Below are 25,015 nucleotides of genomic sequence, written 5' to 3' on the forward strand. Positions count from 1 at the left end.
GCAGCACACCGGGTGGGAACCCTCGGGATCCGGCGCACGTTTTCCGGACATCCCCACCGGATCCCGAACCACCCACCAGGACGTGCCGATGAGCGAGTTGGTCCCCGGGGGCAATCTGCCCCTCCCGGGCGGCGGCGTGACCGTCCGGGTGCCCGGCCCCTTCGACGTGTCCGCGCTCATCACCGACGACGGCGGCAAGGTACGGGGCGACGCCGACTTCGTGTTCTACAACCAGCCGTCCGCACCGGGCGCCCGCCTGCACGGCGACACGCTGACCCTCGACCCGCCGCGTCTGCGCTCGGGGGCCACCCGGGTCACGGTGGTCGTCAGCCCCGCCGACCCCGGCACTCCCCTGGGCCGGCTGCCCGCGCCCATGCTCCAGGTGACCGACCCGGGCGGGCGCCCGATCGCCCGGTTCGCCCCGCCGCGCCCGGGGCCGGAGACCGTGCTGCTGCTCGCCGAGGTCTACCGCCGTGGCGGCGGCTGGAAGCTGCGCGCCCTCGGGCAGGGCTACGCGGACGGACTCGCCGGGCTCGCGCGCGACTTCGGAGTGGACGTGATCGAGGACGCCACGCCCTCGCCGGACCGCCGGACGGCAGCTCCGCCCATGCCCAGCGCTCCACCGATGCCGATGCCGATGCCGACGTCACGGTCCACGATGCAGACCCTGGCCGCATTGACCGTCCCGGACTTCCCCTCCCCCGCCCAGGACGGCTTCCTGGGTCCGGTCAACTCGGCCCGCGCGAGCGTCGGTTCACCGCCCGTCGCCCTCGACTCCCGTCTCGCCTCCGCCGCCCGGGCCCACGCCGCCGCCATGGCCGCCGCCGGCCGGCTCGGTGTCGAGGTCGGGGACGGCGTCTCCGTGTACCAGCGCGTCACCGCCACCGGATACGCCTATGTCACCATCGGCGAGCACCTGGTCTCCGGGCCGCGCACGGCCGCAGAATTCGTCGCGTACTGCCTGCGCACCGAAGGTCCCCGCCGCACCCTGCACGACGCGTCCTTCACACACGCCGCCGTGGCGCAGGTCAACGGCGGTCGCTCGGGCGACACCTACTGGACGGCACTGTGGGCCAGGCCGCTCATGCCGGGCGATCTGCCCCGCACCGCGGCCGAGGTCGTCGACCTCACCAACCGGCATCGGGCCGGGGCCGGTCTGCGCCCCCTGTCCGCCGATCCCGCGCTGACCTCCGCCGCGCAGTCCTACAGCGCCGACATGGCGGCCCGCGCCTTCTACTCCCACACCTCGCCCGAGGGCACCCAGCCGTGGGACCGGGCGGCCGCCGCGGGCTCGCGCATGCGCGCGATCGGCGAGAACATCGCGTGCGGTCAGCGCTCTGCCGCCGAGGTGGTGGAAGGCTGGATGAACAGTCCGGGACACCGCGCCAACATCCTCAAGGGCGACTTCACGCACATAGGCATCGGCTTCGCGGGCGGCGGTCCGGCGGGCACGTACTGGACGCAGCTCTTCGGCGGCTGACGGGCCGGCCCGCGACACGCCGCGATCTAGGCGGAACGGGGTCGTCCGGGACACGATGCCCGCATGAAGGGTGACCTCTTTTCCAGCGAGCACATGGTCCAGCCGGCCACGGCGCCGGGCATGACGATCGAGAACGCCAAGTGCATCAAGTACGCGGTGAACGGCGAGATGCACGCCCGCCAGGGCGCCATGGTCGCCTACCGCGGCAACCTCCAGTTCGAGCGCAAGGGCCAGGGCGTGGGCGGCATGCTCAAGCGGGCCGTGACCGGTGAGGGGCTGCCTCTGATGGCGGTGCGTGGACAGGGCGAGGCCTGGTTCGCGCACGAGGCGCAGAACTGCTTCATCGTCGACGTCGACCCCGGCGACGAGTTCACGGTCAACGGCCGCAACGTGCTGTGCTTCGACGCCTCGTTGTCGTACCGGATAGCGACGGTGAAGGGGGCGGGCATCACCGGCGGCGGCCTGTTCAACAGCGTGTTCACCGGCCAGGGCAGGCTGGGGCTGATCTGCGACGGCAACCCCCTGGTCATCCCGGTCTCACCGCAGTACCCGGTGTACGTCGACACGGACGCGGTGGTCGGCTGGACCGCCGGCCTGCAGACCTCGCTGCACCGCTCGCAGTCCCTCGGCTCGATGCTGCGCGGCGGTTCCGGGGAGGCCGTGCAGCTGATGCTGCAAGGTCAGGGCTATGTCGTGGTGCGCCCGAGCGAGGCGACACCGCAGAAGCCGCAGCAGCACTGAAACGGTCCCGCGAGGTGATCTGCGCCTCACGAGCAACCCACTCCGCCCTGCCGACGTCTTGATCGACAACAGGTGAAGCCCTGGCCGAGCATATGGCCAGGGCTGGTTCTCAACGCTCTATACACACCATGTATACCGATGACGTATACGCACCATGTATACACAGCGCGTAGACACGGCGTGTATATCGATCGAAAGGCATCGATGTACGGCAAGGCATTCGCCCCGGAGTACCAGGGCGCCCTGACCACTCTGTCCGTGAACGCGTCGCTCACCGACGTTCTGGCCGCCGGCACCGAGCAGTTGAGAGCGGCCGAGCGGTCCGGAGAGCACGGTGAGGCGGCCCGCTCCGGGCTCGCGGTCGCCGAGGCGCACCGCCGGCTGGGGCAGATCGGGGACGCCGACCGCGCCTGGAAGGCCAGCTACCGCGCCGCCCGGGAGGCCGACGACCGGGGGGCGATGGCCTGGGCGCTGTGGAGCGGCGGCACACTGGCCCGCCAGCGCGGCGCGTTCCCGCTGGCCCGTCGGCTGCTTCAGCTCGCGGCCGACCTCGGCGAGCGCGGCGGCGACATCGTCGTACGCGGCTACTCGCTGGCCGGGCTCGCGGAGACCGGCCGTATCCAGGGCGACTACGCGGCCGTCCACCGGCTGCACGAGCAACTGCTGGCCGAGGCCCGGCGGCGCGGCGAGGCCCGGCACACCGTGTGGGCGCTGGAGGGCATCGCGCAGATCCACCGCAACACGGGCTCCTACGACACCGCGTATGCGCTGTTCGAGGAGGCGGCCGAGATCGCCGCGCGCGCCGAGGACCGCCGTGGCCATGCGTGGGCGCTGCGCGGACTGGCCGATGTCGTCTCCGTGCGCGACGGCGACGTGGAGCGGGCGCTGGCCCTGCTGTCCGAGGCGGAGACCACATGCCGCGCGATGAAGCTGTCCAGTGCGCTGGCCTACAACCACAAGATGCGCGGCAACGTCCTCTACCGGGCCGGGCGTTACACCGAGGCGCGGGCGATGTACGAGCAGGCGCTGTCGGAGTTCCGTGCGATGAGCGAGCCGCGCGGGGAGGCGCTGTCCCGGCTGGGGCTGGCGAAGTCGCGTGCCCAGCTGGGCCGTGACCGCGCGGAGACCGCCGCCGAACTGGCCGAACTGGCCGATGTGCTGGAGCGGATCGGGCTGCGGCACGCGCGGGAGATGGTGGGACGGGCGCAGCGGGAGTTCGGCGTCGCCGAAGGCGTCGAGGCGGTGGGCGCCAGGTGACGGCCTTCTCCTCGGCGCTGCGGGCTCCCTCCGGCGCCCACCTGCGCGCCTCCACGATCCACTTCCCGGTGGAGGCCGGCCAAGTCCTGGACCGCTGCCGGGCCTTGGTGCGGCCCGCACTGCAGGAGGCCGTGGAGCGGACCCATCCATGGGTCGGTGAAATGGCCGCGTACTCCTTCGGCTGGTGCGAAGTCGGTGGCGCGCCGACGGCGGCCTCCGGCGGCAAGGGCGTCCGGCAGGCACTCGCCGTGCTCGGCGCGGAGGCCGCCGGTGCGCCCGCTCCGGCGGCCGTGCCCGGCGCGGTCGCGGTGGAGCTGGTGCACGCCTTCTCCCTGCTGCACGACGACATCATGGACGGCGACGAGGCACGACGCCGCCGCCCCACGGTGTGGAAGGCCTACGGCACGGGACCCGCCGTCCTCGCCGGGGACGCGCTGTTCGCGCTGGCCGTCGAGACGCTCGCCGCGGCGCCGGAGGGCCCTCGGGCGGTACGGCTGCTGTCCGTGGCGTTGCAGGACCTGGTGCGCGGACAGGCGGACGACCTGCTGTTCACCACGCGCCCCTGGACCGGACCGGAGCGGGTGCGGCCGGACGAGTACCGGACGATGGCCGAGCACAAGACGGGCGCCCTGCTGGGCTGCGCGGCCGCGGTCGGCGCCCTGCTCGGCGGCGCATCGCCCGCGACCGTCGACGCACTCGACCGCGCGGGCCGGCATCTGGGCATCGCCTTCCAGGTCGTGGACGATCTGCTGGGCATCTGGGGCGACCCCGCCGTCACCGGCAAACCGGTCCACGGCGATCTGCGGGAGCGCAAGAAGACGTATCCCCTGCTGGCCGCGCTCGACACGCCTGCCGCCGGCCGGATCACCGCGCTGCTGGAGTCGGCCGGGGATCCCGGCGAGGTGGCCGCTCTGATCGAGGAGGCGGGCGGGCGCTCCGCCGCGCTCACGGAGGCACGGCGTCATGTCGCCGCGGTGGAGGCGGCACTGACCGACGTACCGCTTCAGGCCGGGCCCGCGGAGGAGCTGCGCTCACTGCTCGACTTCCTCGTGCGGCGCGATCTGTGAGAGCCCGGTCCGCGCAGGCGGCGGTGATCTTCGCCGCCGCGGCGCAGCCGCCCGCGCCACCGGGTTGACCGGCGGCATCTCGCGCGTCAGGGTGCCCACGGCGTGGATCCCCGCCCCACGCCGGAAAGGTGCCCGCCTTGATCGGGATCTCGGACGTCGAAGCCGCGGCCGGCCTCATCGCCGGACACGTCGTACACACCCCGACCGTACCCAGCCCCGGCCTGTCGGCCCTGCTCGGCGTCCCGGTCACGGCCAAGCTCGAACTGCTCCAGCGCACCGGGTCGTTCAAGGCCCGCGGGGCGACGGCGAAGCTGCTGTCGCTGAGCGACGAACAGCGGGCCGCCGGGGTCGTGGCGGTCAGCGGTGGCAACCACGGCATCGCCCTGGCGATGACCGCCGCTGTCCTCGACGTGAAGGCCACGGTGGTCATGCCGCGCTCGGCACCCGCGCACGCCGTGCGGATCGCCGAGGACGCCGGGGCGTCGGTGCGGCTGACGGAGGACATGGCCGGAGCGTTCTCGCTCGTCACCCGGCTGCGGGACGAGGGGCTGACCCTGGTCCACCCCTTCGACGACCCTCTGGTGATCGCCGGGCAGGGCACCGTCGGACTGGAGCTGGCCGCCGACGCCGGTGAGCTCACGGACGTGATCGTCAGCGTCGGGGGCGGCGGACTCATCGCCGGGGTCGCGACGGCGCTGCGGGACCGGCGTCCGGACGTGCGGATCTGGGGCGTGGAGACCGAGGGCGCCGAGGCGATGTCCCAGGCGCTGGCGGCAGGCGGTCCGGTACCGGTGGCGCTGGCCTCGATCGTGTCGACGCTCAGCGCGCCGACCGTGTCGCAACTGACGTACGACCATGTCTCCGCGCAGGTCGACGAGGTGCTCGTGGTCCCGGACCGGGAAGCGGTACGGGGCGTGCTCGACCTCGCCGAGCACGCCAAGGTGTGGACCGAGCCGGCCGCGGGCTGTCTGCTGCCGGCCGCCCGGCGTGTCCTGGAGCGGGTCGGGGAGGGCGCCCGGCTCGGGATGGTCGTGTGCGGAGGCAACGCGACGACCTCCGACGTGCTGCGCTGGGCGACGGATTTCGGACTTCACTGAGGCATTCGAACCCAATTCACTCGGCCTTTTCGTCTGCTTACTCATGCGTCAGAAAGCAAATGAAAAGAAACGCCCTTTGGTTGAGGTTTTCGTTGAACGCTTCCCGTGACGCCTCGCGTACTTCCTGTGGGAAATGAGAGCCAGCGGTTCAGCGAGGGATGGCCATGGTCAAGGCGCGCGTCTCCACAGCCGAGTTGGTCGCCGGAAGGTACCGCCTCGTCGATGTAGTGCATCGCGAGACGAACCGCGTCGGCTACTACGCCGAGGACCTCGAAACCGAACGTGCGTGCCTTCTGACCCAGATCGGACTTCCCGAAGACGCGGGCCCGGACGACGCGCGCCGGGCCACCTCGCGCATCCTGCGCACCTCGGAGCGGATAGGGCTGCTGCGCCCGGGCCGGGTGGCCACCGTTCTGGACGTCGTCGAGGAGTCCGGCGGCCTGTGGATCGTCACCGAATGGATCGACGGCACACCGCTGGGGGAACTCCTCGCCCAGCAGGGCACGTTCAACTATGTGCGGGCCGCGCGGATCGGTCTCGAACTGCTCGATGTGCTGGAGGCCGCGCATGTCGCGGGCATCACGCACGGCGAGCTGAGTCCGGGACAGGTGTTCGTGGGCGCCGACGGATCGGTCGTGGTCACCGGTTTCGGTCTGGCCGGAGCGACCCTGGCGCCCCGGGTCGCCGCGCCGTCGTACGCCTCGCCGGAGCAGGCCCGCGACGAGCGGATCGGGCCGGCGTCCGATCTGTGGGCGCTGGGCGCGATTCTCTACACGATGGTCGAGGGACGCCCGCCGTACCGCGAACGGGACCGGCCCGAGAGCACGTTGAAGGGAGTCGACCGGCTTCCGTTGCGCGCCCCGGTGCGCGCCGGGCCGCTCACCCAGGCCGTGCAGGGGTTGCTGCGCAAGGACTCGCGGGAGCGGCTGAGCAGACCGGTGGTCCGCGAGGCCCTGACCCGGGTCGTCAACGACGGCCCCGTGACGGCCACGCAGGCGATCCAGCGCCCCCGCCTGCGCGGTCGATACGCCGTGGCGCCCACCTGGGGCAGACGAGCCATGGTCATCGGCACGGCGCTGGCCGTGGTCACCGTCGCGGCCGCCGTCCTCGTGGTGACCAACGGCACGCAGGACGACTCGGACTCCTCGGCGACGGGTACGGCGAGCGGCCCGTCCGCCACGGCCGGCTCATCGGCCGCCCCCTCCCCCAGCGCCTCCGCCTCCCCCACTGAGCAGGAGACGGGGTCCGGAGCGGGGGCCGGGTCGGGCTCGCCCACCGCCTCCCCCTCCGGCACGGCGCTGCCCGACGGATTCCGGACGTACACGTCACCCGACGGCTTCTCCATCGCCCTGCCCGAAGGCTGGAAGCCCGTGGCCACCAGCCGGGCCTCGGACGTGGCGTACCGCGTCTTCTTCGGCGCCGAGGGAGACGATCGCAGGCTGGTGATCACCTACAGCGAGGCGCTGGGGGCGGACCCCGTCGCCGTGTGGCGTGACGACGTCCAGCCCGATCTGGAGGAGCGCGGCGGTTTCCAGCGGATCGGCGACATCGAGGCGACGACGTACCAGGGGTACCGGGCCGCCGACATGGAGTGGGTCTCGGACAAGGACGGCACCCGGTTCCGCACCTTCGGGCGCGGGTTCCTCCTCGACGACCACCGCGGTTACTCGCTGCGCTGGAAGACGCCGGAGGAGGAGTGGGACGACCCCGCGAACCGGAAGGCCCTGGAGATCTTCCTGCGGACCTTCCGGGTTCCCGGCGACTGATCAGGCCGACACGCGGGGGGCGCTCATCGCCCGCAGCGACCGCCCGTGGAGCGGCTCCGTGCGCCAACGGGCCGTGAACGTACGCTCCTTGAGCGAGCAGCTGACGTCCAGGTGGTGCGGGGTCTCCAGGAAGGCGATGTCCATGACGAGGGTGTCCGCGTCGGTCCAGCCGCCGCTCACCGCGGTGGGCACCGGTCCCTCGGTGACGGTCCATCCGGTGTCCCCGAGCCGTGCGTGGAGGGGGTGCCCGTCCTCGGTGAGCGTCAGGGTCCAGCCGTCCGTGCCGGGCGCGAGGTCGATCGACGTCAGCTTGGGCAGCGGCCCGCAGACACCGCCGTCCGGTGTGAACGCGGCGGCGGACCAGGCCTCGGCCTCCTCGGGCGGCGCCGGCTCACCGGCGGCGGGCGGCAGCGCCAGGCCGGCCAGCCGCTCCGCCAGCGCCGCGTCGGCCGACTCGCCGCCCGTCAGAGGCAGGGGCCCGAACGCGGGCAGCAGATGCTCCCAGATCAGGTTCAGCACGGTCTGCATGTCCCAGGTGTCCGCCGTGGTCGCGATCACGGCGTCGTGCTCGGGCAGCACGATGCAGAACTGGCCGAGGGCGCCGTCGCCGCGATATCCGTGCCGGGACATCCAGAACGTGAAGCCGTAGCCCCGCTGCCAGTCGTCCCCGGGCATCACACCGGCGTTCTCGACCTGACTGCGTGTGGCCTCGGCGACCCACGACTCGGGCAGCAGCCGCTCGCCCTCCCAGACGCCGCCGTTCAGATACAGCTGGCCGAGCCGGGCGACGGCGTCGGTGGTGGCGTGCAGTCCGCTGAAGCCGAGCTCCCGGCCACTGCGGTCGCACAGCCACGCGACCTCGCCGATACCGAGCGGATCCAGCAGGCGCGGGCGCAGATACTCGGTCAGCGACTGGCCGCTCGTGCGCTGGACGATGGCGGAGAGCGTGAAGGTGGCGGGCTGGTTGTAGGCGAAGACCGTGCCCGGATCGCGCTGCGGCGGCACCAGCAGGAAGCCGCGCACGAGGTCCTCACGGTCGCGTTCGCGCGCCTCGAAGACGGTGTCCGTCTCGTGCCCGCTGGCCATGGACGCCACGTGCCGCACCAGCATGGCGCGGCTGCGCGGGTCGGCGATGTCGGCGTCGAGCTCGGGGAAGTACGAGATCACCGGGTCGTCGAGCCGTATCAGTCCCTCGCCGGCGGCGATCCCGGCGGCGGTCGCGGTGAAGCTCTTGCTGATCGAGTAGAGCAGGTGCGGGCGTTCGGCGGTGTACGGCGCCCACCAGCCGGAGGCGACCAGATGGCCGTGCCGCAGGATCATCAGGCTGTGCGGCTCGATGGTGGGGGCGGCGTCGAGGGCGTCGAGGAAGGCGAGGACACCGGCGGCGTCGACGCCCTGGGCGGCGGGGGTGCTCGAAGGCAGCGCGCGGGCAGACATACGTGCATCCTCCCTCGACATCCCGGCGTCGTCCCGGAGTCCTCGCACTCCGGTCCGTGAGTCCTGGCACTCCGGTCCGTGAGTCCTGGCACTCCGGTCCGTGAGTCCTGGCACTCCCGTCCGGGAGTCCGCCCCGTCCGTCCCGTTTTCGACGCTCATGTCCGGGGACTCGGGCCGTATGGTGAAGATCGGATACACGATGATGACCGAGCAGGCCGGCCCCCGTGACCTGGTGGACCACCTGGTCCGCGCCGAGGAGGCCGGCTTCGACTTCTCCGTGGCCTCGGACCACTACTTTCCGTGGCTGCGTGCGCAGGGTCACTCGCCGTACGTCTGGAGCGTGCTGGGCGCGGCCGCGCAGGCGACGCGGCGGATACCGCTGATGACCTATGTGACCTGTCCGACGGTCCGCTACCACCCGGCGGTCGTGGCGCAGAAGGCGGCCACGATGCAGTTGCTGTCCGAGGGCCGGTTCCGGCTGGGGCTCGGCTCGGGCGAGAACCTCAACGAGCATGTGGTGGGCGGCGGGTGGCCGTCGGTGGACGTACGGCACGAGATGCTCGAAGAGGCGGTGGAGATCATCCGGGCGCTCTTCGGGGGCGGCCATGTGAACCATCGCGGCACACACTTCGACGTGGAGTCCGCCCGGCTGTGGGACCTGCCGGACGAGCCGCCGCCCATCGGTGTCGCCGTCTCCGGGGAGCAGTCCTGCGAGCTCGCGGGCCGGCTCGGCGACCTGGTGATCGCCACCGAGCCGAAGGCGGACCTGCTGGAGGCGTTCGACCGGCACGGCGGCGAGGGCAAGCCGCGGGTGGGGCAACTGCCGGTGTGCCACGACCCCGACCCGGACGCCGCGCTCAAGCGCGCCCACTCCCAGTTCCGCTGGTTCGGCGGCGGCTGGAAGGTCAACTCGGAACTGCCGCACCCGGACTCCTTCGAGGCGGCGACCCGGTTCGTCACCCCGGACGACGTCGCCGACTCCATCCCGTGCGGTGACGACCCTGACGCCTTCGTGAAGGCCGTGCGCCCGTACGCCGAGGCGGGATTCACCGAGATCGCCCTCGTCCAGATCGGGGGCGAGGCGCAGTTGCCCTATCTCGACTGGGCGCGGTCGACACTGCTGCCCGCGCTGCGGGAGGCCCTGGGCTGACCTCACCCGCACCGCCGCACGGGCACCGGGCTCGGGTGCCATAGGCTGCCGGTCTGCACTTTTCGCCTTCCGAGCAGCTCGTACAGGAGAGTCACCCGTGACACTGGCGTTCGTCCCACCCGAGACGTCCTCCGCATCCCCGGCCCCGCTGTCCGACCTCGTCGCGCGGGACGCGCGCGAGTTCGGGGTCTACGCGCGGACCGGCGGCTGGGCCTTCGGCCTGATGGTGGCGCGCAGCGTCCGGCCCGGCGGGCAGGGCGCCGACGAGACGCCGAAGGTGTCCGCGAAGGAGTTCGCCGAGCTCGCGGGGTGCTCCGCCGAGCGCGTCATGCGCTACTACAAGGCCTGGGACCGGGCCGCCGACGACGGTCTCGTCCCGCAGTTCGAGGCGCTCGCGCCGGGCCAGGAGGTCGAGCTGCCCGACGCCGACGTGTGGCTCAGCTACTACGTCTCCCGCAACAGCGCCACATCCGAGCGCGGTACCGCCATCTCCGAGGCCGCCGAGGCAGAGGGCATCCGCCCGACCAAGGCCCTGGAGGTCGCCGAGAACCCGACCGCGCTGCGCGCCGCGATCCTCGCCGACCCCTCCACCGCCCGTGCGGCCCGCCAGGCGCTTCTGGACCGGGTGCGCGAGGACCCGGACCTGCAGGCCGAGCTGGCGCGGGACGTCGTACGCACCGACGACCTGAAGAAGGCCGTCGCCACCGAGAGCCGGGCGGCGGACCGGATCGGTTACGTCCGTCAGATCGCCGAGTCGGGTCAGATCAAGACCCCGGCCGGGCAGACCGTCGAGGCGCCCGTGGACCTGCGCCAGGAGGCCGAGCGCCATCTGTCGCTCATCGACGAGCTGGAGGAGGACGAGGACACCGGCGAGTGGGCCACCGACGCCTACGACACCATGAAGTCCCTCGTCGTCGAGGCCGTGGAGGCCGACCCCGAGCTGCGGGTCCAGGAGCGGCGGACGAAGTTCTACAGCAGCCTCCAGCGGGCGACGAAGGTCTTCGAGGAGCTGACCTTCGACGATGTGCAGGAGTTCGTCGAGGACGACATGGTCCAGCAGTTGGAGGAGCTCCAGCAGGCCATCTCCAGCTGCATCTCGGCACTGCGCGGGGCGCGGGGGGACAGCGAGCAGGCGCGGTAGCCGCGCTCAGCCGGTCGGGCCGCCGCCGCTCACTCCGTGGCGCGGCGGCGCGCCCACAGCGGCAGCACGAACCAGCACACCAGGTACCAGACGACGACGCCCGCGACCAGCCACGGCACGAAGTCGTCGTGGGTGGCGACCCGCAGGATCAGCAGCAGCGAGCCTGCCATGGTGCCGAGCAGCAGGAGCAGTCCGACGAAGGTCATCTTCGACGCCCACGACACGGCCTGCGGCTTGATCCGCCGCCCGGAGACCAGGCGGTGCAGCGAGACCGGGCCGATCAGCGCGCCCGTGGCGGCGGCACCGAGCACCACCGTCGCGATGTAGATGGCCTGGTCGGTGTCGTTGAGGGTGGCGTACTTGTTCGTGAAGACCACGGTGAGCAGGAAGCCGAACAGGATCTGGACGCCCATCTGGGTCACCCGGACCTCTTGGAGGAGCTCGCCCCACATGCGGTCGGCGCGCTCATCCTCGCTCTCGTCGCGTCCCGTCCTTCTTTCCTGTTCGGCCATGCGCTACAGGTAACCCCGCCGCGTAGGACTCAAACGGCGGGGTTCGTGAGCGGTGGAGCCACCGCTCCCGGCGCGGTACGCGTCTACCAGCGGTTTTCCACCTGGTCCTTGATCCGTCGGTCGTAGACGTCCCGGATCGCGGTCAGCGTGTCCGCGGACAGCTCCGGCAGGGCGGCGGCGGCCGCGTTGGCGTGCGCCTGCTCGGGCGAGCGGGCGCCCGGGATGACGGTGGTCACGCCGGGCTGCTGGATGATCCAGCGCAGCGCCAGCTGGGCGGGGGTGAAGCCCTCGGGGGCCAGTTCGGCGAACTCGACGGCCGCCTCCACCCCGGAGTCGTAGTCGACGCCGGAGAAGGTCTCGCCCTGGTCGAAGGACTCGCCGTGCCGGTTGTACGTGCGGTGGTCGTTCGCTGGGAAGACGGTGTCCTTGGTGTACTTGCCGGACAGCAGGCCGGAGGCCAGCGGGACGCGGGCGATGATGCCGACGCCCGCCTCCCGGGCGGCGGGCAGCACCTCCAGCAGGGGCTTCATCCGGAACGCGTTGAGGATGATCTGCACACTGGCCACACCGGGCCGGGCGATGGCGGTCAGTGCCTCGGCGCAGGTCTCCACACTGACGCCGTAGTGGGCGATGCGGTCCTCCTGGACCAGGGTGTCCAGGGCGTCGAACACCTCGTCCGTGGAGTAGACGGGGGTCGGCGGGCAGTGCAGCTGGACCAGGTCGAGCCGGTCCACGCCGAGGTTGCGCCGCGAACGGTCGCTCCAGGCACGGAAGTTGTCAAGGACGTAGTTCTCGGGGATCTGGTCGAGGCGGCGGCCCATCTTGGTCGCCACGAAGATGTCCAGCTCGGGCCTGGCGCGCAGGAAGGCGGCGATGGTCTGCTCGCTGCGCCCGTCGCCGTACACGTCGGCCGTGTCGAAGAAGGTCACCCCCGACTCGACCGCGGCCTCCAGCACCGCAAGGGCCTGCGTCTCGTCGACGTCGCCCCAGTCGGCGCCCAGCTGCCACGTACCGAGTCCGACCACGGATGCCCGCTGACCCGACCTACCGATTACACGCTCGTCCATGGCGTCAGTCTGTCATTCGCCGACCGTCCGGGGTTGGGTGGCCTCGCGGAGGAAAAGCGGCTACCTGCTCGCCCTGCCCTGCACGGTCCGGGCGACCTTCGGCCCGAGCCAGCGCTTGAGGCGGCGCAGCGCCTCCAGCTGCCCTGCCGCCCTGTCGAGCCGGTAGTACAGCTGGGGCGGTACGTAGGGCAGCAGGGGTGAGTGACGCTGGCCGAGCAGGGCGAACATCTGCTGCGGGGGAAGGCCGATGTAGCGGGGCAGGTTCTCGTACCACAGGGCGCTGTGGCGAGCGGCGCTCTGGAGGGACAGCAGGTCCGCCTTGCGCTGCCGCTCGTAACGGTCGAGCGCCTGCGGGAGGGCGTGCCGCTCGTGCAGTGCGCCGGCCAGGGCGATGGCGTCCTCCAGCGCGAGCGTCGTACCGGCGCCGATGGAGTAGTGGGTGGTGTGGGCCGCGTCGCCGATCAGGACGACGTTGCCGCGGTGCCAGGTGCGGTTGGTGACGGTACGGAAGGTCAGCCACTGCGTGCCGCCGTCGGCGGACGGTCGGCCGATGAGGGGGTGGCCGTCGAGGATCCCGGCGAAGAGCTTCTCCAGCAGGGCCAGTCCGTCGGCCTCGGTCGCACGGTCCAGGCCGAGGCCGGTCCAGGTCTCGGGGGCGCACTCGACGACGCAGGTGCCGGCCTCGGGGCCGAAGGCGTAGCCGTAGCACCAGATCCAGCCGTGGTCGGTCTCGACGAAGGCGAAGGTGAAGGCGTCGAAGCTCTTGCTGGTGCCGAGCCAGATGTAGCGGTTGCGGCCGGAGTCGATCCGGGTGCCGAAGTGATCGGCGTGGCGGGTGCGCAGGGCGCTGTGGACACCGTCGCCCGCGACGACCAGGTCGGCCGCGGGCAGGTCGTCCGGGGTGATCGTGCTTCCGAACTCCAGGCGTACGCCCAGCGAGCGGGCGCGTGCGGCGAGGATCTCCAGCATCCGGTGGCGGCCGATGCCGTGCCCCTGGTCGCCGGGCCGACGGGTCGTCAGGCCCCGTACGTGCGCCACGCCCGCGTTCCAGCGGACCGAGCTCGCCTCGACGGCGCGTGCCGTCTCGGGGTCGTGGACGCGCAGTTGCTCGAGCAGGCCGCGCCAGTACGTGACGCCCCAGCCGTAGGTGGTGCCCTCGGCGTTGCGTTCGTGGACGGTGATGTCATGGGACGGGTCCCGCAGCTTCAGCAGGATCGAGAGATACAGACCGGCGGGCCCGCCGCCGACGCAGGCGACCTTCACACATACCCCTAGATATATTACCAATACGGTCATTTCGGATCCGCAGAGTAGCAGGACCGGGGCGACTTTCCGCGATGTTCCGGATCGCGCCAGTTTCGGCGGGCGGGACACACCACTGACGCCGCACCCGCCCGAGAAGGACCACCGGGAACACGACCCCCGGAAGAAGGAATTACCCATTCCGGGTGTGCGCCGAGGTCGCTCGAGGCAAGATCATCTTCGTTCAAGCTTGCACGACATGTGACCACTTGTCCGGATCGAAGCCAAGCGCTCGCGACCGATTTCTCCCGCTCTCCCGGGGACCGATAGGCATGCGGGGTCAACACCCGAATGCACCATCGAACCCACCCGGGAGATCCGCATGCCGGAACTCAGCCGTCGCCGCGCGCTGACCGCCGCGGCCGCCCTCGCCACCGCCGCCGGCGCCGGCGGCCTCGTCCAGACGCTCAATGCCCCCGCCGCCTCCGCCTCGGGACGGACAGGACAGCCGGGGCACCCGGAGCACACCGGCCACAGTGACCACGGCCGGCCCTCCCCCGCGCCCTTCGACGAGGTCTACCAGGGCCGCCGGATACAGGGCCGGCCGGCCTCCGGCGGCGCCCACCAGCATCACGGCGGCGGCTACGCCGTGTTCGTCGACGACGTCGAGCTGCATGTGATGCGCAACGCCGACGGCAGCTGGATCAGCATCGTCAGCCACTACGACCCGGTGCCCACCCCACGGGCCGCCGCCCGCGCCGCCGTGGACGAACTGCAGGGCGCGGCCCTCCTGCCCTTCCCCGCCAACTGACCTGCCGTAACCGCACTTTGGAGCACCCGCGACCATGACCGTCCGCAAGAACCAGGCCGCCCTGTCCGCCGACGAGAAGCGCCGATTCGTCGCCGCCCTCCTGGAGTTGAAGCGCAGCGGCCGCTACGACTCCTTCGTCACTACGCACAACGCCTTCATCGTCGGCGACACCGACAACGGCGAACGCACCGGCCACCGTTCACCGTCGTTCCTGCCCTGGCACCGCAGATTCCTGCTCGACTTCGAGCGCGCGCTGCAGGAGGTGGACGCCTCGGTCGCGCTGCCCTACTGGGACTGGAGCACCGACCGCTCGATACGCTCCTCGCTGTGGGCGCCCGACTTCCTGGGCGGCACCGGGCGCAGCCGCGACGGACAGGTGATGGACGGGCCGTTCGCCGCGTCGACCGGCAACTGGCCGGTGAATGTGCGCGTGGACGGCCGTGCGTTCCTGCGCCGCTCGCTCGGCACGGCCGTACGCGATCTGCCGACCCGCGCCGAGGTGGAGTCGGTGCTCGCCATGCCGACGTACGACATGGCGCCCTGGAACAGCGCCTCGGACGGCTTCCGCAACCATCTCGAAGGCTGGCGCGGCGTCAATCTGCACAACCGGGTGCATGTGTGGGTCGGCGGACAGATGGCCACCGGCGCGTCGCCCAACGACCCGGTGTTCTGGCTGCACCACGCCTACATCGACAAGCTGTGGGCGGACTGGCAGCGGCGCCACCCCGGCTCCGGCTATGTGCCGACCGCCGGGACGCCGAACGTGGTCGACCTGAACGACACGATGAAGCCGTGGAACGACGTGCGCCCCGCCGATCTGCTGGACCACACCGCGCACTACACCTTCGACGCGGCCTGAGCCCCGCCGGGCCGGCCGGTCAGGCGTCCGCGGTACGGCACTCCGGGTGGCCCCAGCCCTGGGCGTTCTTGGCGATCTGCTCGCCCGCCGCGTAGCCGCGACCGCACAGGCAGCGGCCGGGGAACTTGGCCTTGATGGTCCGCGAGGAGCTGCCGTTCTTCCGGGCGGCGGCGGCCTTGCGGCGCGGGGCCTTGGACTGCGGGGTGTCCGGGGAGGGCGGCGGCTCCGGTGAGCCGAGCTCGCTGCCGGCGGACTCCTGCACGGTGGCGGCCTGGCTGGCGGCGCGGTCGGCGAAGTCGTTCAGCGGGTCGCCGTCGACCTGGTGGGCGGGGACGTAGCGGAACTCGACCTTACGGCCGTCGAGGAGTTCGTCGATGCGTACGACCAGGTCCTGGTTGGCGACGGGCTTGCCGGCGGCCGTCTTCCAGCCGTTGCGCTTCCAGCCGGGCAGCCAGGTGGTGACGGCCTTCATGGCGTACTGCGAGTCCATGCGGATCTCCAGCGGTACGCCGGGGTCGACCGCCGTGAGAAGGCGTTCCAGCGCGGTCAGTTCCGCCACGTTGTTGGTGGCCCTGCCGAGCGGCCCCGCCTCCCAGCGGGCCGGGGCCTCCGACTCGTCGGCGACGACCCACGCCCAGCCCGCCGGCCCCGGGTTTCCCTTGGAAGCCCCGTCGCACGCGGCCACAACACGTTCACGCATGTGCCCGATCATGCCATGGGTCGGCGGGCGGTCCTCCCGCGGATCAGTCGCCGCTCACGACACGTCCGTCATCTTGGGCATGTCCCCCTCGGTGGTGGTGACGTCGATCACCGAGAAGTTGGCGCCCTGCGGGTCGGTGAGCGCGGCGAACCGGCCGAACGGCGAGGTCATCGGGCCGAAGCGCAGAATGCCGCCCTGCTTGGTGGCCCGGGCCACGGCGTCGTCGCAGTTGTCCACGCCGAAGTAGAGATTGATCCACGGGGGCAGGTCGTACGGGAAGTCCTCCGTCATCTGCATCCGGCCGAGGACCATGTCGTCGCCCATGGTGTAGAGCCGGAAGTTCACCGCATCGTCCTCCATCTGCTTCACGCCGTAGCCGAAGACCGCGGGGAAGAAGGCGTCCGGCTTCTCCGGCTCGCGGGTGAAGACCTCGCCCCAGCAGTACGCGCCTGGCTCGTCCATCGGCGCCTCGAAGCCCTCGTGGGTGCCGGCCTGCCACAGGCCGAAGACGGCGCCGCTGGGTTCGCGGGCCAGGCACATGCTGCCGAACTCGCCGACCGCCATCGGCTCCATCAGGATCTCGCCGCCGTTCTCACGGATCCTGGCCGCGGTGGCGTCGACGTCGGAGGTGGCGAAGTAGAGGCACCACTGCGACTGGCCCTCCTGGCCGGGCATGGGCGGGACGACCGCGGCGGCGGCCTTGTCGTTCGCATAGGCCTGGGTGTAGTTGCCGAACTCCGACGACGACTCGCCGAACGTCCAGCCCAGGACATCGCCGTAGAAGTTCTTGGCGCCCTCGATGTCGCTGAACATCGCGTCGGCCCAGATGGGGGTTCCTTCACGTTTCGCGGCCATGGCTGCGGCCCTCTCCCGGATCGGTGAGTTGTCCGGATTCTTACGCTAGTCACCGGGCCGTCGGGCCGCGCGCCGAATGCCCGGTTCCGTTCCAGACTGGAGGGGAGAGCGGCCGGTCGACGGACGGGACTCGGTATGGCGGGCGCGACGATGCGGGCGTGGTCGGTGAGCGAGCCGGCCCCGGTCGAGGCGGGGCCGCTGCGGCTGGTGGAGAAGCCGGTTCCGGTGCCCGGGGACGACGAGCTGCTGGTGCGGGTGCGGGCGTGCGGGGTGTGCCGCACCGATCTGCATGTCGCCGAGGGCGATCTGCCGGTGCACCGGAACGGCGTGACGCCCGGGCACGAGGTCGTCGGGGAGGTCGCGGCCCTCGGCGCGGCGGTGAGCGGCTTCGACGCCGGGGAACGGGTCGGCGTGGCCTGGCTGCGACGGACCGACGGCACGTGCGGCTACTGCCTGCGCGGGTCGGAGAACCTGTGCCCGGCGTCCTCGTACACGGGCTGGGACGCCGACGGAGGATACGCCGAGTACACGACCGTACCGTCCGCGTTCGCCCACCGGCTGCCCGGCGCCCTGGACGACGGGTCGCTCGCTCCGCTGCTGTGCGCCGGGATCATCGGGTACCGGGCGCTGCGCCGCTCGGCGCTGCCGCCGGGCGGGCGGCTCGGACTGTACGGCTTCGGGGGCAGCGCTCATCTGTGCGCGCAGGTGGCGCTTGCCGAGGGCGCCACCGTGCACGTCCTCACGCGCGGAGCCGACGCGCGCCGGCTGGCGCTCGATCTGGGTGCCGCCTCGGCCGGGGACGCGTACGCGATGCCGCCGGAACCGCTGGACAGCGCGATCCTGTTCGCGCCCGCCGGCGACCTGGTCCCGGTCGCGCTGCGGGCCCTCGACCGGGGCGGGACGCTGGCGATCGCCGGGATCCACCTCAGCGACATCCCGGTGCTGCGCTACGAGAGCGAGCTCTTCTACGAGAAGCAGGTCCGCAGCGTCACCTCCAACACACGCGAGGACGCCCGGGAGTTCCTGGCCCTGGCCGCGGAGCACTCCGTGCACGCCACGACGCACGCGTATCCGCTGTCGCGGGCGGACGAGGCGCTGCGCGATCTCAAGGCGGGTCGGTTCGACGGGGCCGCCGTGCTGGTGAACGACCTGTCCTGAGACGCAACGCTCCGCAGGGCGCGCGAGGGTATGCGGTTCGTCGTCTGCGGCGCCATTGTGGCTGGTCGCGCAGTTCCCCGCGCCCCTTTGGGACGCGTTCCTTCCGGCGTGGGAGCACTCGGACGTGATCACTCCGCTTCAACAAAGGGTTTACACCACCCCGGTGTACGAAACCGCCCCCTTCACGCCGTACCGGGCGAACCGCCCCCGCTGTTTGGCTTGTCCCTGCGGCGCGTACGGCCCATCCGTGTCACGAGGCCGCCGTGTTCGCGCCCAGAGACTGCCGTCGTCACCGACCACTTCGCTCACTCCTGACCACCCTCCAGGGAGGGATCGCGTGTCCGTATCCGAGAGCGCCGCCGGCCCCGCCGCCGACGACCCCGCCCCCACCACAGACGGACCACTGACCAGTCTCAGCACCCAGGCGGCGCGCCAGCTCGCCACGACCACCAAGTCCGAACCCCAGATGCAGGCCATCTCCTCGCGATGGCTGCTGAAGATGCTGCCGTGGGTCGACGTCAAGGGCGGCACCTACCGGGTCAACCGGCGTCTGCAACTGCGTGTCGGCCGCGGCCGGGTGCAGTTCGAGCAGAACGGCGCCGACGACATCAAGGTCATCCCCCAGACGCTCACCGAACTGCCCGTCCTGCGGGGCTACTCCGACATGGACGTCCTCAAGGAGGTCGCGAACCGGTTCCGGGTGCGCGAGATCCGGGCCGGCCAGGTGCTCGTCGAGGCCGGTCAGCCGGTCCAGGAGGCCTACCTCGTCGTGCACGGCCGCTTCACCCGCTTCACCGAGGGCAAGTACGGAGAGGAGGAGATCGTCGGCATCGTCACCGGCGGCGACCAGATCGGCGACGAGGCCATCGGGCAGCCGGACCCGCTGTGGCTGAGTTCGGTGCGGGCGGAGACCGCGGGCGTGCTGTTGGTGCTGCCCTGGACCGTGGTCCAGGAGCTCACCGACCGGGTGCCGTCCCTCGCCGAGCATCTCTCGGCGTATGCCGAGCGCCAGCGACTGCCCATGAACCGCAAGGGCGAGGCCGATGTGCCGGTGCAGGCCGGACATGTCGGCGAGCCGACCATCGGCGGCGGCTACGTCGACTACGACCTCGCCCCGCGCGAGTACGAGCTGTCCCTCACCCAGACCGTGCTGCGGGTGCACACGAGGGTCGCCGATCTGTTCAACAACCCGATGGACCAGACCGAGCAGCAACTGAGGCTCACCATCGAGGAGATCCGCGAGCGCCAGGAGTGGGAGCTGGTCAACAACCGGGACTTCGGGCTGCTGCACAGCACCGACTACGGGCAGCGGATCAGCACCTTCACGGGGCCCCCGACGCCCGACGACATGGACGAGCTGCTGTCGATGCGCCGCAAGACCAAGCTGTTCATCGCCCATCCGAAGGCGATCGCGGCCTTCTTCCGGCAGTGCAACCGGCGCGGTCTGGTGCCCGGCACGGCGAACGTCGACGGGCACGAGATCCCCGCCTGGCGCGGTGTGCCGATCTTCCCGTGCAACAAGATCCCGATCAGCCCGCAGCACACCAGCAGCATCATCGCGCTGCGCACCGGCGAGGGCGACCAGGGCGCCATCGGGCTGTACCAGACCGGGATCCCGGAGGAGTACCAGCCGGGCCTGAACGTGCGGTTCATGGGGATCGACACCAACTCGATCATCCGCTACCTCGTCACCGCCTACTACTCGATGGCGATCCTCGTGCCCGACGCGGTCGGGATCCTCGAGAACGCCCAGATCGGCCGGACCCCTGAATGAACCCGCGGAGCACCCGATGAGTACGACCGACTCCACATGGGCCCTGCCCGGGCCGCCGAACCTCGCGCGCAGTCTCCGGACGCGGCGCGGCGGCGCGATCCCGGGGCTGCGCTACCGGCAGGTGGGCCCGGCCGACCCGGAGAAGGTCACGGAGGTCGACCGCAGGCTGGAGGAGTGGGCCCGCCGTCTCGACCTGTTCCCGCCTGCCTGGTCGGGGGACTTCTCGGGCTTCCAGTTCGGGCGGGCCGTGGTGCTCCAGCATCCGGCCGGCGCCGACCTGGACCGGCTGACGGCGGCCGGGAAACTGCTGCTGGCGGAGAACATCGTCGACAGCTGCTACTGCGAGGAGGACGAGGGCAGGGGCGCGACCCGCAGCGGGCTCGGCGGCCGGCTGATCATGGCCCAGGCGGCGCTGGATCCGTTCCACGCCACGCCCGAGTTCCAGGAGCAGTGGGCGCACGGCATGCAGGGGGACGGTCCACTGCGCTCCTACCACTGGGCGCTGAAGGACTACGCGGCCGTCGCGACGCCGAGCCAGACCGACCGGCTCGTGCACGACCTCGCCCGGCTGCACATGGGCTACCTCGCCGAGGCGGCCTGGAGCGAGACGCGGTACGTCCCCCATGTGTGGGAGTACCTGGTGATGCGGCAGTTCAACAACTTCCGGCCCTGTCTGTCGATCGTCGACGCCGTCGACGGCTACGAACTGCCGGAGGCGCTGTACGCCCGCCCCGAGATCCAGCGGATCACCGCGCTCGCCTGCAACGCCACCACGATCGTCAACGACCTGTACTCCTTCACCAAGGAACTGGCCGGCGACCCCACCCATCTGAACCTGCCGCAGGTCGTCGCAGCCAACGAGCGCTGCGGCCTCAAGGCCGCCTATCTGAAGGCGGTCGAGATCCACAACCAGATCATGGCGGCGTTCGAGGAGGAGTCGGCTCTGCTCGCCGCCACCTCGCCGCTCGTCGAGCGCTACGCCCGGGGCCTGGACGACTGGGTGGCCGGGAACCACGAGTGGCACGCCACCAACACGCACCGCTACCACCTGCCCAACTACTGGTAAAGCGCGACCTGATGACAGAACGTCACAAGCACCAGCACAAGGAGTCACCGTTGACCATCGCCCCCGAAGCGGACGCCCAGGCAAAGTCGGTGCCGACTCAGTCCACGTACCAGAACCGCGTCGCGGACTACTGGAACGCCGAGGAGAACCCGGTCAACCTCGAACTCGGAAAGCTCGACGACCTCTACCACCACCACTACGGCATCGGGAACGCCGACCGATCCGTGCTCGACGAACCCGATCCCGAACTGCGCCGTGAGCGCGTCACCGCCGAACTGCACCGGCTGGAGCACGCCCAGGCCGAGCTGCTCGCCGGGCACCTCGGCCCCCTGTCCCCCGCCGACCGGGTCTTCGACGCCGGCTGCGGGCGCGGCGGCGGCAGTGTCGTGGCCAATCTGCGCTACGGCTGCCACGCCGACGGGGTCACCATCTCCGAGAAGCAGGCCGAGTTCGCGAACGCGCAGGCCCGCAAGCGGGGCGTCGACGACCGGGTGCGCTACCACCACCGCAACATGCTGGACACGGGGCTGGAGTCCGGGGCGTACGCGGCGTCCTGGAACAACGAGTCCACCATGTACGTCGAGCTCGACCTGCTGTTCGCCGAGCACGCCCGGCTGCTGCGCCGAGGCGGCCGCTACGTGGTGATCACGGGCTGCTACAACGACACCTACGGGCAGGCCTCGCGCGAGGTGTCCCTCATCAACGCCCACTACATCTGCGACATCCATCCGCGCTCGGCGTACTTCCGCGCGATGGCCCGCAACCGTCTCGTCCCGGTCCATGTGGAGGACCTGACGGAGGCGGCCATCCCCTACTGGGAGTTGCGGCGCGAGGCCGACCACCTGGTGACCGGGATCGAGGACACGTTCATCGACGCGTACCGCAACGGCAGCTTCCAGTACCTGATGATCGCGGCGGACCGCGTCTGACCGACGATCCGGCGCGCGTCGGCCATGGGCGTTCCGTGGCCGACGCGTGTCTTCCCCCTTGGGCCCGGCCGTGCTTGCCTGGGGAGCCGTTTTCGGTGTCCGGGGCGGGAGTCGCCGTATGCGCAAGCCGTGGATCGTGGGAGTGCTGCTGGCTGCCGTGCTGCTCGGCGCGTGCGGGGATCCGGCGTCCGGGCCCGGACCGCAGGCCGCGCCGCCCGCGAAGGTGCCGCGGGCGTCGGTCACCACACAGCAGCGGGCCCCGGCCTCGGCGTCACCGAGTGCTGCTCCGGTGAAGGCCGAGGCGCCGACCGTGCTGTACCTCGGCGACTCGCTCGCGATGGAGGCGCAGCAGGTGCTCGGAGCGGAGTTGCGCAGGGGGCTGCGGGCGACGTACACGAGCGCGCCGTACTCGGGCACCACCCTGTGCGACTACCTGGAGGGCACGGGCGAGCGCTCTCTCGTGCCGGACGCGGACAAGGCGGCCGCCCTGGTGCGGCGGCTGCGGCCGGACTTCGTGGTGCTGCAGTTCTGGGGCAACGCCTGGGGCTACACGCCATGCATGGACGGCATCACCCATGACGCCGCCCCGCAGCGGTACTTCGAGCGGTACGCGGCCGACATGAAGCGGCTCGCGGACCAGATCGCCGGCGCCGGGGAGGCGCGGATCGTCTGGGTGCTCCAGGGCCCGGACCCGATCACTCCCGACCGGGTCCGGCGCGTCAACGCCCTGTACGCGGAGCGTGCCGCGGCCTCCGGCGAGCTGGTCGCCGACGCGGGCCGGGCGGTGAGTGCGGCCGGGGCCCGCTACTCCTGGGTCCAGTACCTGCCGTGCACGGCGTACGAGCGCGCGCACGGCGGGTACTGCACCCAGCCGGGCCGTGACCGGACGGCCCTGCACCGCGACGACGACTATCTGCACTTCTGTCTGGCGCCCACGACCTCGACGCCGAAGCCGTGCCCCGTCCGCTCGCCCGGGATCCTGCGGATCGCCCAGGAGATCACCCGGGTGATCCGCGAGCACCCGTAGGAGGACGGTGCGGGGCTCACTCCCCGGCGTAGGCCTTCTCCAGGGCGGCGATGTCGAACTTGTGCATCGCCATGAACGCCTTGGTCACCCGGGCCGCCTTCTCCGGGTCCGGGTCGGTGACCATCGCGTCCAGCCGGTCCGGCACGACCTGCCAGGACACCCCGAAGCGGTCCTTGAGCCAGCCGCAGGGGCCGGGCTCGCCGCCGTTCTCGGTGAGCTTGGCCCAGTAGTAGTCGATCTCCTCCTGGTTCTCGCAGAAGAGCATGAAGGAGGTCGCCTCGGTGAACTTGAACTGGGGGCCGCCGTTCAGGCCGAGGAACTTGTGGCCGTTGGCCGTGAACTCGACGGTCATCACGCTTCCGGCGGGCTGCATCGCGCCCTCGGGGTAGCGCGCGACCTTGCCGACGCTGGAGTTCTTGAAGACCGAGACGTAGAAGTGGGCGGCCTCCTCGGCCTGGCCGTCGAACCAGAGACACGTGGTGAAACCGTCGGTTGCCATGAGTACCTCCTGGAGCGTGGATCCGCTGTCATGTGTGTCGACCGGACCACGCCGCGAAACTCATCGCTCGGGCCGTCGCCAAATCCAGGTGGCCGATACACCCACACGAACTAGCATCCGGGCATGACGTCATCGCCCATGGAAAGCGTCCGGCCCTTCCGCCTCGACATCCCGCAGAGCGACCTCGACGATCTCCACGACCGGCTCGACCGCACCCGCTGGCCAGACGAGATCCCCGGTTCGGGGTGGGCGTACGGCGTGCCGACGGACTATCTGCGCGATCTCGTACGGCACTGGCGGAACGTCTACGACTGGCGTGCGGCCGAGGCGCGGCTGAACGAGTGGCCGCAGTTCACGACCACGATCGACGGGGCGAACGTGCACTTCGCGCATGTCCGCTCGCCCGAGCCGGACGCCACGCCGCTGATCATCACGCACGGCTGGCCCGGGTCGATCGTGGAGTTCCTCGACGTGGTGGGCCCGCTCGCCGACCCGGCCGCGCACGGGGGCGATCCGGCGGACGCCTTCCATGTGGTGGTGCCGGGCATTCCGGGGTTCGGGCTGTCCGGGCCGACGACGGAGCCGGGCTGGGAGGCGGGCCGGGTCGCCGACGCGTGGGCCGAGCTGATGCGCCGGCTCGGCTACGAACGGTTCGGCGCACAGGGCGGCGACTGGGGCGCGGCCATCTCCCGTGAGCTGGGCCGGGCACACCCCGAGCACGTCATCGGCGTACATCTCAATCTGCTGCCGGGCGCGCAGGCGGCCACCGAGCCGACGGCGGAGCAGCTCGACGCGCTGAGCCCGGAGGAGCGGGAACGAGCGCTCACCTCGTGGCGGCGGTGGGCGGCGTGGTCACGCGACGGGATCGGCTACTACCACCAGCAGGCCACCCGGCCGCAGACGCTGGCGTACGGGCTCACCGACTCACCGGTGGGTCAACTCGCCTGGATCGTCGAGAAGTTCAGGGAGTGGACGGATTCCGAGGAGCTGCCGGAGGAGGCCGTCGACCGGGACCGGATGCTCACCAACGTGATGCTGTACTGGCTGACCGGGACCGCCGGTTCGTCCGCCCGCATCTACTACGAGCGTGCCCATGCCCGGGACCGGGTCGCGAAGCCCTCCGAGCCGTCCTCCGCGCCGACCGCGCTCGCCCTCTTCCCCGCCGAACCGCAGCTGCCGCTCCGGCCCAAAGCGGAACGCACCGAGAACCTGGTGCGCTGGACCGAGTTCGACCGGGGCGGGCACTTCGCGGCGATGGAGGAGCCCGATCTGCTGGTGGACGACGTGCGGGCGTTCTTCCGGCAGCTGCGGGAGGGCTCTGCCGTCAGCTGATCTGCCGAGGGCAGAGAAATCCGCCGTCGGCGTCGTACGAGGTCAACA

Annotated in this window: 23 protein-coding genes; 16 read left to right on the forward strand and 7 right to left on the reverse strand. The window is 71.3% G+C overall.

Going from position 1 to position 25,015, the window contains the following annotated elements; all coding sequences use genetic code 11:
• The first annotated feature begins 88 nt into the window (after positions 1-88).
• The 6 genes from ACFPQ9_RS32265 (at position 89) to ACFPQ9_RS32290 (ending at position 7,408) form a co-directional block, all read left to right on the forward strand.
• Positions 89-1,480, forward strand: a complete 1,392-nt coding sequence (locus ACFPQ9_RS32265; RefSeq protein ID WP_380861418.1) for a CAP domain-containing protein — start codon at positions 89-91, stop codon at positions 1,478-1,480.
• Positions 1,481-1,543: 63 nt separating this feature from the next.
• Complete coding sequence (locus ACFPQ9_RS32270) at positions 1,544-2,221, forward strand: AIM24 family protein (RefSeq protein WP_380861420.1); 678 nt, start codon at positions 1,544-1,546, stop codon at positions 2,219-2,221.
• A gap of 204 nt (positions 2,222-2,425) precedes the next feature.
• Positions 2,426-3,478: a tetratricopeptide repeat protein gene (locus ACFPQ9_RS32275; protein ID WP_380861422.1), complete on the forward strand. Its 1,053-nt coding sequence runs from the start codon at positions 2,426-2,428 to the stop codon at positions 3,476-3,478.
• Positions 3,475-4,545 carry a polyprenyl synthetase family protein gene (locus tag ACFPQ9_RS32280; protein ID WP_380861424.1) on the forward strand — a complete coding sequence of 357 codons (1,071 nt, stop codon included), beginning with the start codon at positions 3,475-3,477 and terminating at the stop codon, positions 4,543-4,545. Before ACFPQ9_RS32275 ends, ACFPQ9_RS32280 begins: the two co-directional genes overlap by 4 nt.
• A 137-nt stretch (positions 4,546-4,682) precedes the next feature.
• Entirely contained in the window at positions 4,683-5,642 is a 960-nt protein-coding gene (locus ACFPQ9_RS32285; protein ID WP_380861426.1) for a threonine/serine dehydratase, read from the forward strand.
• A 158-nt stretch (positions 5,643-5,800) separates the two neighbouring features.
• Entirely contained in the window at positions 5,801-7,408 is a 1,608-nt protein-coding gene (locus tag ACFPQ9_RS32290) for a serine/threonine protein kinase (protein ID WP_380861428.1), read from the forward strand.
• Here ACFPQ9_RS32290 and ACFPQ9_RS32295 read toward each other — a convergent pair whose 3' ends face one another.
• A complete protein-coding gene (locus ACFPQ9_RS32295) occupies positions 7,409-8,845 on the reverse strand; it encodes a serine hydrolase domain-containing protein (protein WP_380861430.1) in 1,437 nt (478 codons plus the stop codon). It abuts the gene before it with no gap.
• 178 nt (positions 8,846-9,023) lie between these two features.
• Between ACFPQ9_RS32295 and ACFPQ9_RS32300 the strand changes: the two genes are divergently transcribed.
• Both ACFPQ9_RS32300 and ACFPQ9_RS32305 read left to right on the forward strand, forming a co-directional pair.
• Positions 9,024-9,995 (forward strand): LLM class F420-dependent oxidoreductase, encoded by a 972-nt coding sequence (locus tag ACFPQ9_RS32300; RefSeq protein WP_380861432.1) that lies wholly within the window; start codon positions 9,024-9,026, stop codon positions 9,993-9,995.
• Positions 9,996-10,092: 97 nt separating this feature from the next.
• Complete coding sequence (locus ACFPQ9_RS32305) at positions 10,093-11,136, forward strand: hypothetical protein (protein ID WP_380861434.1); 1,044 nt, start codon at positions 10,093-10,095, stop codon at positions 11,134-11,136.
• Positions 11,137-11,165: 29 nt separating this feature from the next.
• Here ACFPQ9_RS32305 and ACFPQ9_RS32310 read toward each other — a convergent pair whose 3' ends face one another.
• The 3 genes from ACFPQ9_RS32310 to ACFPQ9_RS32320 all read right to left on the reverse strand — a co-directional run bounded on the left by ACFPQ9_RS32310 (position 11,166) and on the right by ACFPQ9_RS32320 (position 13,978).
• Positions 11,166-11,648, reverse strand: a complete 483-nt coding sequence (locus tag ACFPQ9_RS32310; RefSeq protein WP_380861436.1) for a DUF6328 family protein — start codon at positions 11,646-11,648, stop codon at positions 11,166-11,168.
• An 83-nt stretch (positions 11,649-11,731) separates the two neighbouring features.
• A complete protein-coding gene (locus ACFPQ9_RS32315) occupies positions 11,732-12,715 on the reverse strand; it encodes an aldo/keto reductase (protein ID WP_380861438.1) in 984 nt (327 codons plus the stop codon).
• 60 nt (positions 12,716-12,775) lie between these two features.
• Positions 12,776-13,978, reverse strand: a complete 1,203-nt coding sequence (locus ACFPQ9_RS32320; protein ID WP_380861440.1) for an FAD-dependent monooxygenase — start codon at positions 13,976-13,978, stop codon at positions 12,776-12,778.
• 361 nt (positions 13,979-14,339) lie between these two features.
• Between ACFPQ9_RS32320 and melC1 the strand changes: the two genes are divergently transcribed.
• Both melC1 and melC2 read left to right on the forward strand, forming a co-directional pair.
• Positions 14,340-14,768, forward strand: a complete 429-nt coding sequence (gene melC1, locus ACFPQ9_RS32325; RefSeq protein ID WP_380861442.1) for an apotyrosinase chaperone MelC1 — start codon at positions 14,340-14,342, stop codon at positions 14,766-14,768.
• A 34-nt stretch (positions 14,769-14,802) separates the two neighbouring features.
• Positions 14,803-15,627, forward strand: a complete 825-nt coding sequence (gene melC2 / locus ACFPQ9_RS32330) for a tyrosinase MelC2 (protein WP_380861444.1) — start codon at positions 14,803-14,805, stop codon at positions 15,625-15,627.
• Between the two features lie 19 nt (positions 15,628-15,646).
• Here the strand turns inward: melC2 and ACFPQ9_RS32335 are convergent, their stop codons facing one another.
• Positions 15,647-16,339, reverse strand: coding sequence for a ribonuclease H family protein (locus ACFPQ9_RS32335; RefSeq protein WP_380861446.1), 693 nt, complete (start codon positions 16,337-16,339; stop codon positions 15,647-15,649).
• A gap of 42 nt (positions 16,340-16,381) precedes the next feature.
• Positions 16,382-17,182, reverse strand: coding sequence for a VOC family protein (locus tag ACFPQ9_RS32340; RefSeq protein WP_380861448.1), 801 nt, complete (start codon positions 17,180-17,182; stop codon positions 16,382-16,384).
• A 150-nt stretch (positions 17,183-17,332) separates the two neighbouring features.
• Here ACFPQ9_RS32340 and ACFPQ9_RS32345 point away from each other — a divergent pair, with 150 nt between their 5' ends.
• From ACFPQ9_RS32345 to ACFPQ9_RS32365, 5 genes are all read left to right on the forward strand, one after another.
• On the forward strand, positions 17,333-18,340 hold the full coding sequence (locus ACFPQ9_RS32345; protein ID WP_380861927.1) for a zinc-binding alcohol dehydrogenase family protein: 1,008 nt from the start codon (positions 17,333-17,335) through the stop codon (positions 18,338-18,340).
• A gap of 337 nt (positions 18,341-18,677) precedes the next feature.
• Positions 18,678-20,114 carry a family 2B encapsulin nanocompartment shell protein gene (locus ACFPQ9_RS32350; protein ID WP_380861450.1) on the forward strand — a complete coding sequence of 479 codons (1,437 nt, stop codon included), beginning with the start codon at positions 18,678-18,680 and terminating at the stop codon, positions 20,112-20,114.
• A 16-nt stretch (positions 20,115-20,130) separates the two neighbouring features.
• The gene (locus ACFPQ9_RS32355) at positions 20,131-21,180 is read left to right on the forward strand and encodes a family 2 encapsulin nanocompartment cargo protein terpene cyclase (protein WP_380861452.1); all 1,050 of its coding nucleotides are present in this window, start codon (positions 20,131-20,133) and stop codon (positions 21,178-21,180) included.
• A 50-nt stretch (positions 21,181-21,230) separates the two neighbouring features.
• Positions 21,231-22,109 carry a geranyl diphosphate 2-C-methyltransferase gene (locus ACFPQ9_RS32360; protein ID WP_380861454.1) on the forward strand — a complete coding sequence of 293 codons (879 nt, stop codon included), beginning with the start codon at positions 21,231-21,233 and terminating at the stop codon, positions 22,107-22,109.
• 118 nt (positions 22,110-22,227) lie between these two features.
• On the forward strand, positions 22,228-23,136 hold the full coding sequence (locus tag ACFPQ9_RS32365; RefSeq protein ID WP_380861456.1) for an SGNH/GDSL hydrolase family protein: 909 nt from the start codon (positions 22,228-22,230) through the stop codon (positions 23,134-23,136).
• Between the two features lie 16 nt (positions 23,137-23,152).
• Here the strand turns inward: ACFPQ9_RS32365 and ACFPQ9_RS32370 are convergent, their stop codons facing one another.
• On the reverse strand, positions 23,153-23,635 hold the full coding sequence (locus ACFPQ9_RS32370) for a VOC family protein (protein WP_380861458.1): 483 nt from the start codon (positions 23,633-23,635) through the stop codon (positions 23,153-23,155).
• 123 nt (positions 23,636-23,758) lie between these two features.
• Between ACFPQ9_RS32370 and ACFPQ9_RS32375 the strand changes: the two genes are divergently transcribed.
• Positions 23,759-24,967 carry an epoxide hydrolase family protein gene (locus ACFPQ9_RS32375; protein WP_380861460.1) on the forward strand — a complete coding sequence of 403 codons (1,209 nt, stop codon included), beginning with the start codon at positions 23,759-23,761 and terminating at the stop codon, positions 24,965-24,967.
• The last annotated feature ends 48 nt before the right edge of the window (positions 24,968-25,015 follow it).

Origin of the sequence: Streptomyces coerulescens (assembly GCF_042657965.1) — a bacterium.
In the GTDB taxonomy this organism is placed as follows: Bacteria; Actinomycetota; Actinomycetes; order Streptomycetales; family Streptomycetaceae; genus Streptomyces; species Streptomyces coerulescens.

Excerpts from the sequence above, each read along its gene's own strand:
- ACFPQ9_RS32265 (WP_380861418.1), top strand. The coding sequence starts at position 89 with ATGAGCGAGTTGGTCCCCGGGGGCAATCTGCCCCTCCCGGGCGGCGGC.
- ACFPQ9_RS32270 (WP_380861420.1), top strand. The coding sequence starts at position 1,544 with ATGAAGGGTGACCTCTTTTCCAGCGAGCACATGGTCCAGCCGGCCACG.
- ACFPQ9_RS32275 (WP_380861422.1), top strand. The coding sequence starts at position 2,426 with ATGTACGGCAAGGCATTCGCCCCGGAGTACCAGGGCGCCCTGACCACT.
- ACFPQ9_RS32290 (WP_380861428.1), top strand. The coding sequence starts at position 5,801 with ATGGCCATGGTCAAGGCGCGCGTCTCCACAGCCGAGTTGGTCGCCGGA.
- ACFPQ9_RS32295 (WP_380861430.1), bottom strand. The coding sequence starts at position 8,845 with ATGTCTGCCCGCGCGCTGCCTTCGAGCACCCCCGCCGCCCAGGGCGTC.
- ACFPQ9_RS32300 (WP_380861432.1), top strand. The coding sequence starts at position 9,024 with ATGGTGAAGATCGGATACACGATGATGACCGAGCAGGCCGGCCCCCGT.
- ACFPQ9_RS32310 (WP_380861436.1), bottom strand. The coding sequence starts at position 11,648 with ATGGCCGAACAGGAAAGAAGGACGGGACGCGACGAGAGCGAGGATGAG.
- ACFPQ9_RS32315 (WP_380861438.1), bottom strand. The coding sequence starts at position 12,715 with ATGGACGAGCGTGTAATCGGTAGGTCGGGTCAGCGGGCATCCGTGGTC.
- melC1 (WP_380861442.1), top strand. The coding sequence starts at position 14,340 with ATGCCGGAACTCAGCCGTCGCCGCGCGCTGACCGCCGCGGCCGCCCTC.
- melC2 (WP_380861444.1), top strand. The coding sequence starts at position 14,803 with ATGACCGTCCGCAAGAACCAGGCCGCCCTGTCCGCCGACGAGAAGCGC.
- ACFPQ9_RS32335 (WP_380861446.1), bottom strand. The coding sequence starts at position 16,339 with ATGATCGGGCACATGCGTGAACGTGTTGTGGCCGCGTGCGACGGGGCT.
- ACFPQ9_RS32340 (WP_380861448.1), bottom strand. The coding sequence starts at position 17,182 with ATGGCCGCGAAACGTGAAGGAACCCCCATCTGGGCCGACGCGATGTTC.
- ACFPQ9_RS32345 (WP_380861927.1), top strand. The coding sequence starts at position 17,333 with ATGCGGGCGTGGTCGGTGAGCGAGCCGGCCCCGGTCGAGGCGGGGCCG.
- ACFPQ9_RS32355 (WP_380861452.1), top strand. The coding sequence starts at position 20,131 with ATGAGTACGACCGACTCCACATGGGCCCTGCCCGGGCCGCCGAACCTC.
- ACFPQ9_RS32365 (WP_380861456.1), top strand. The coding sequence starts at position 22,228 with ATGCGCAAGCCGTGGATCGTGGGAGTGCTGCTGGCTGCCGTGCTGCTC.
- ACFPQ9_RS32370 (WP_380861458.1), bottom strand. The coding sequence starts at position 23,635 with ATGGCAACCGACGGTTTCACCACGTGTCTCTGGTTCGACGGCCAGGCC.
- ACFPQ9_RS32375 (WP_380861460.1), top strand. The coding sequence starts at position 23,759 with ATGACGTCATCGCCCATGGAAAGCGTCCGGCCCTTCCGCCTCGACATC.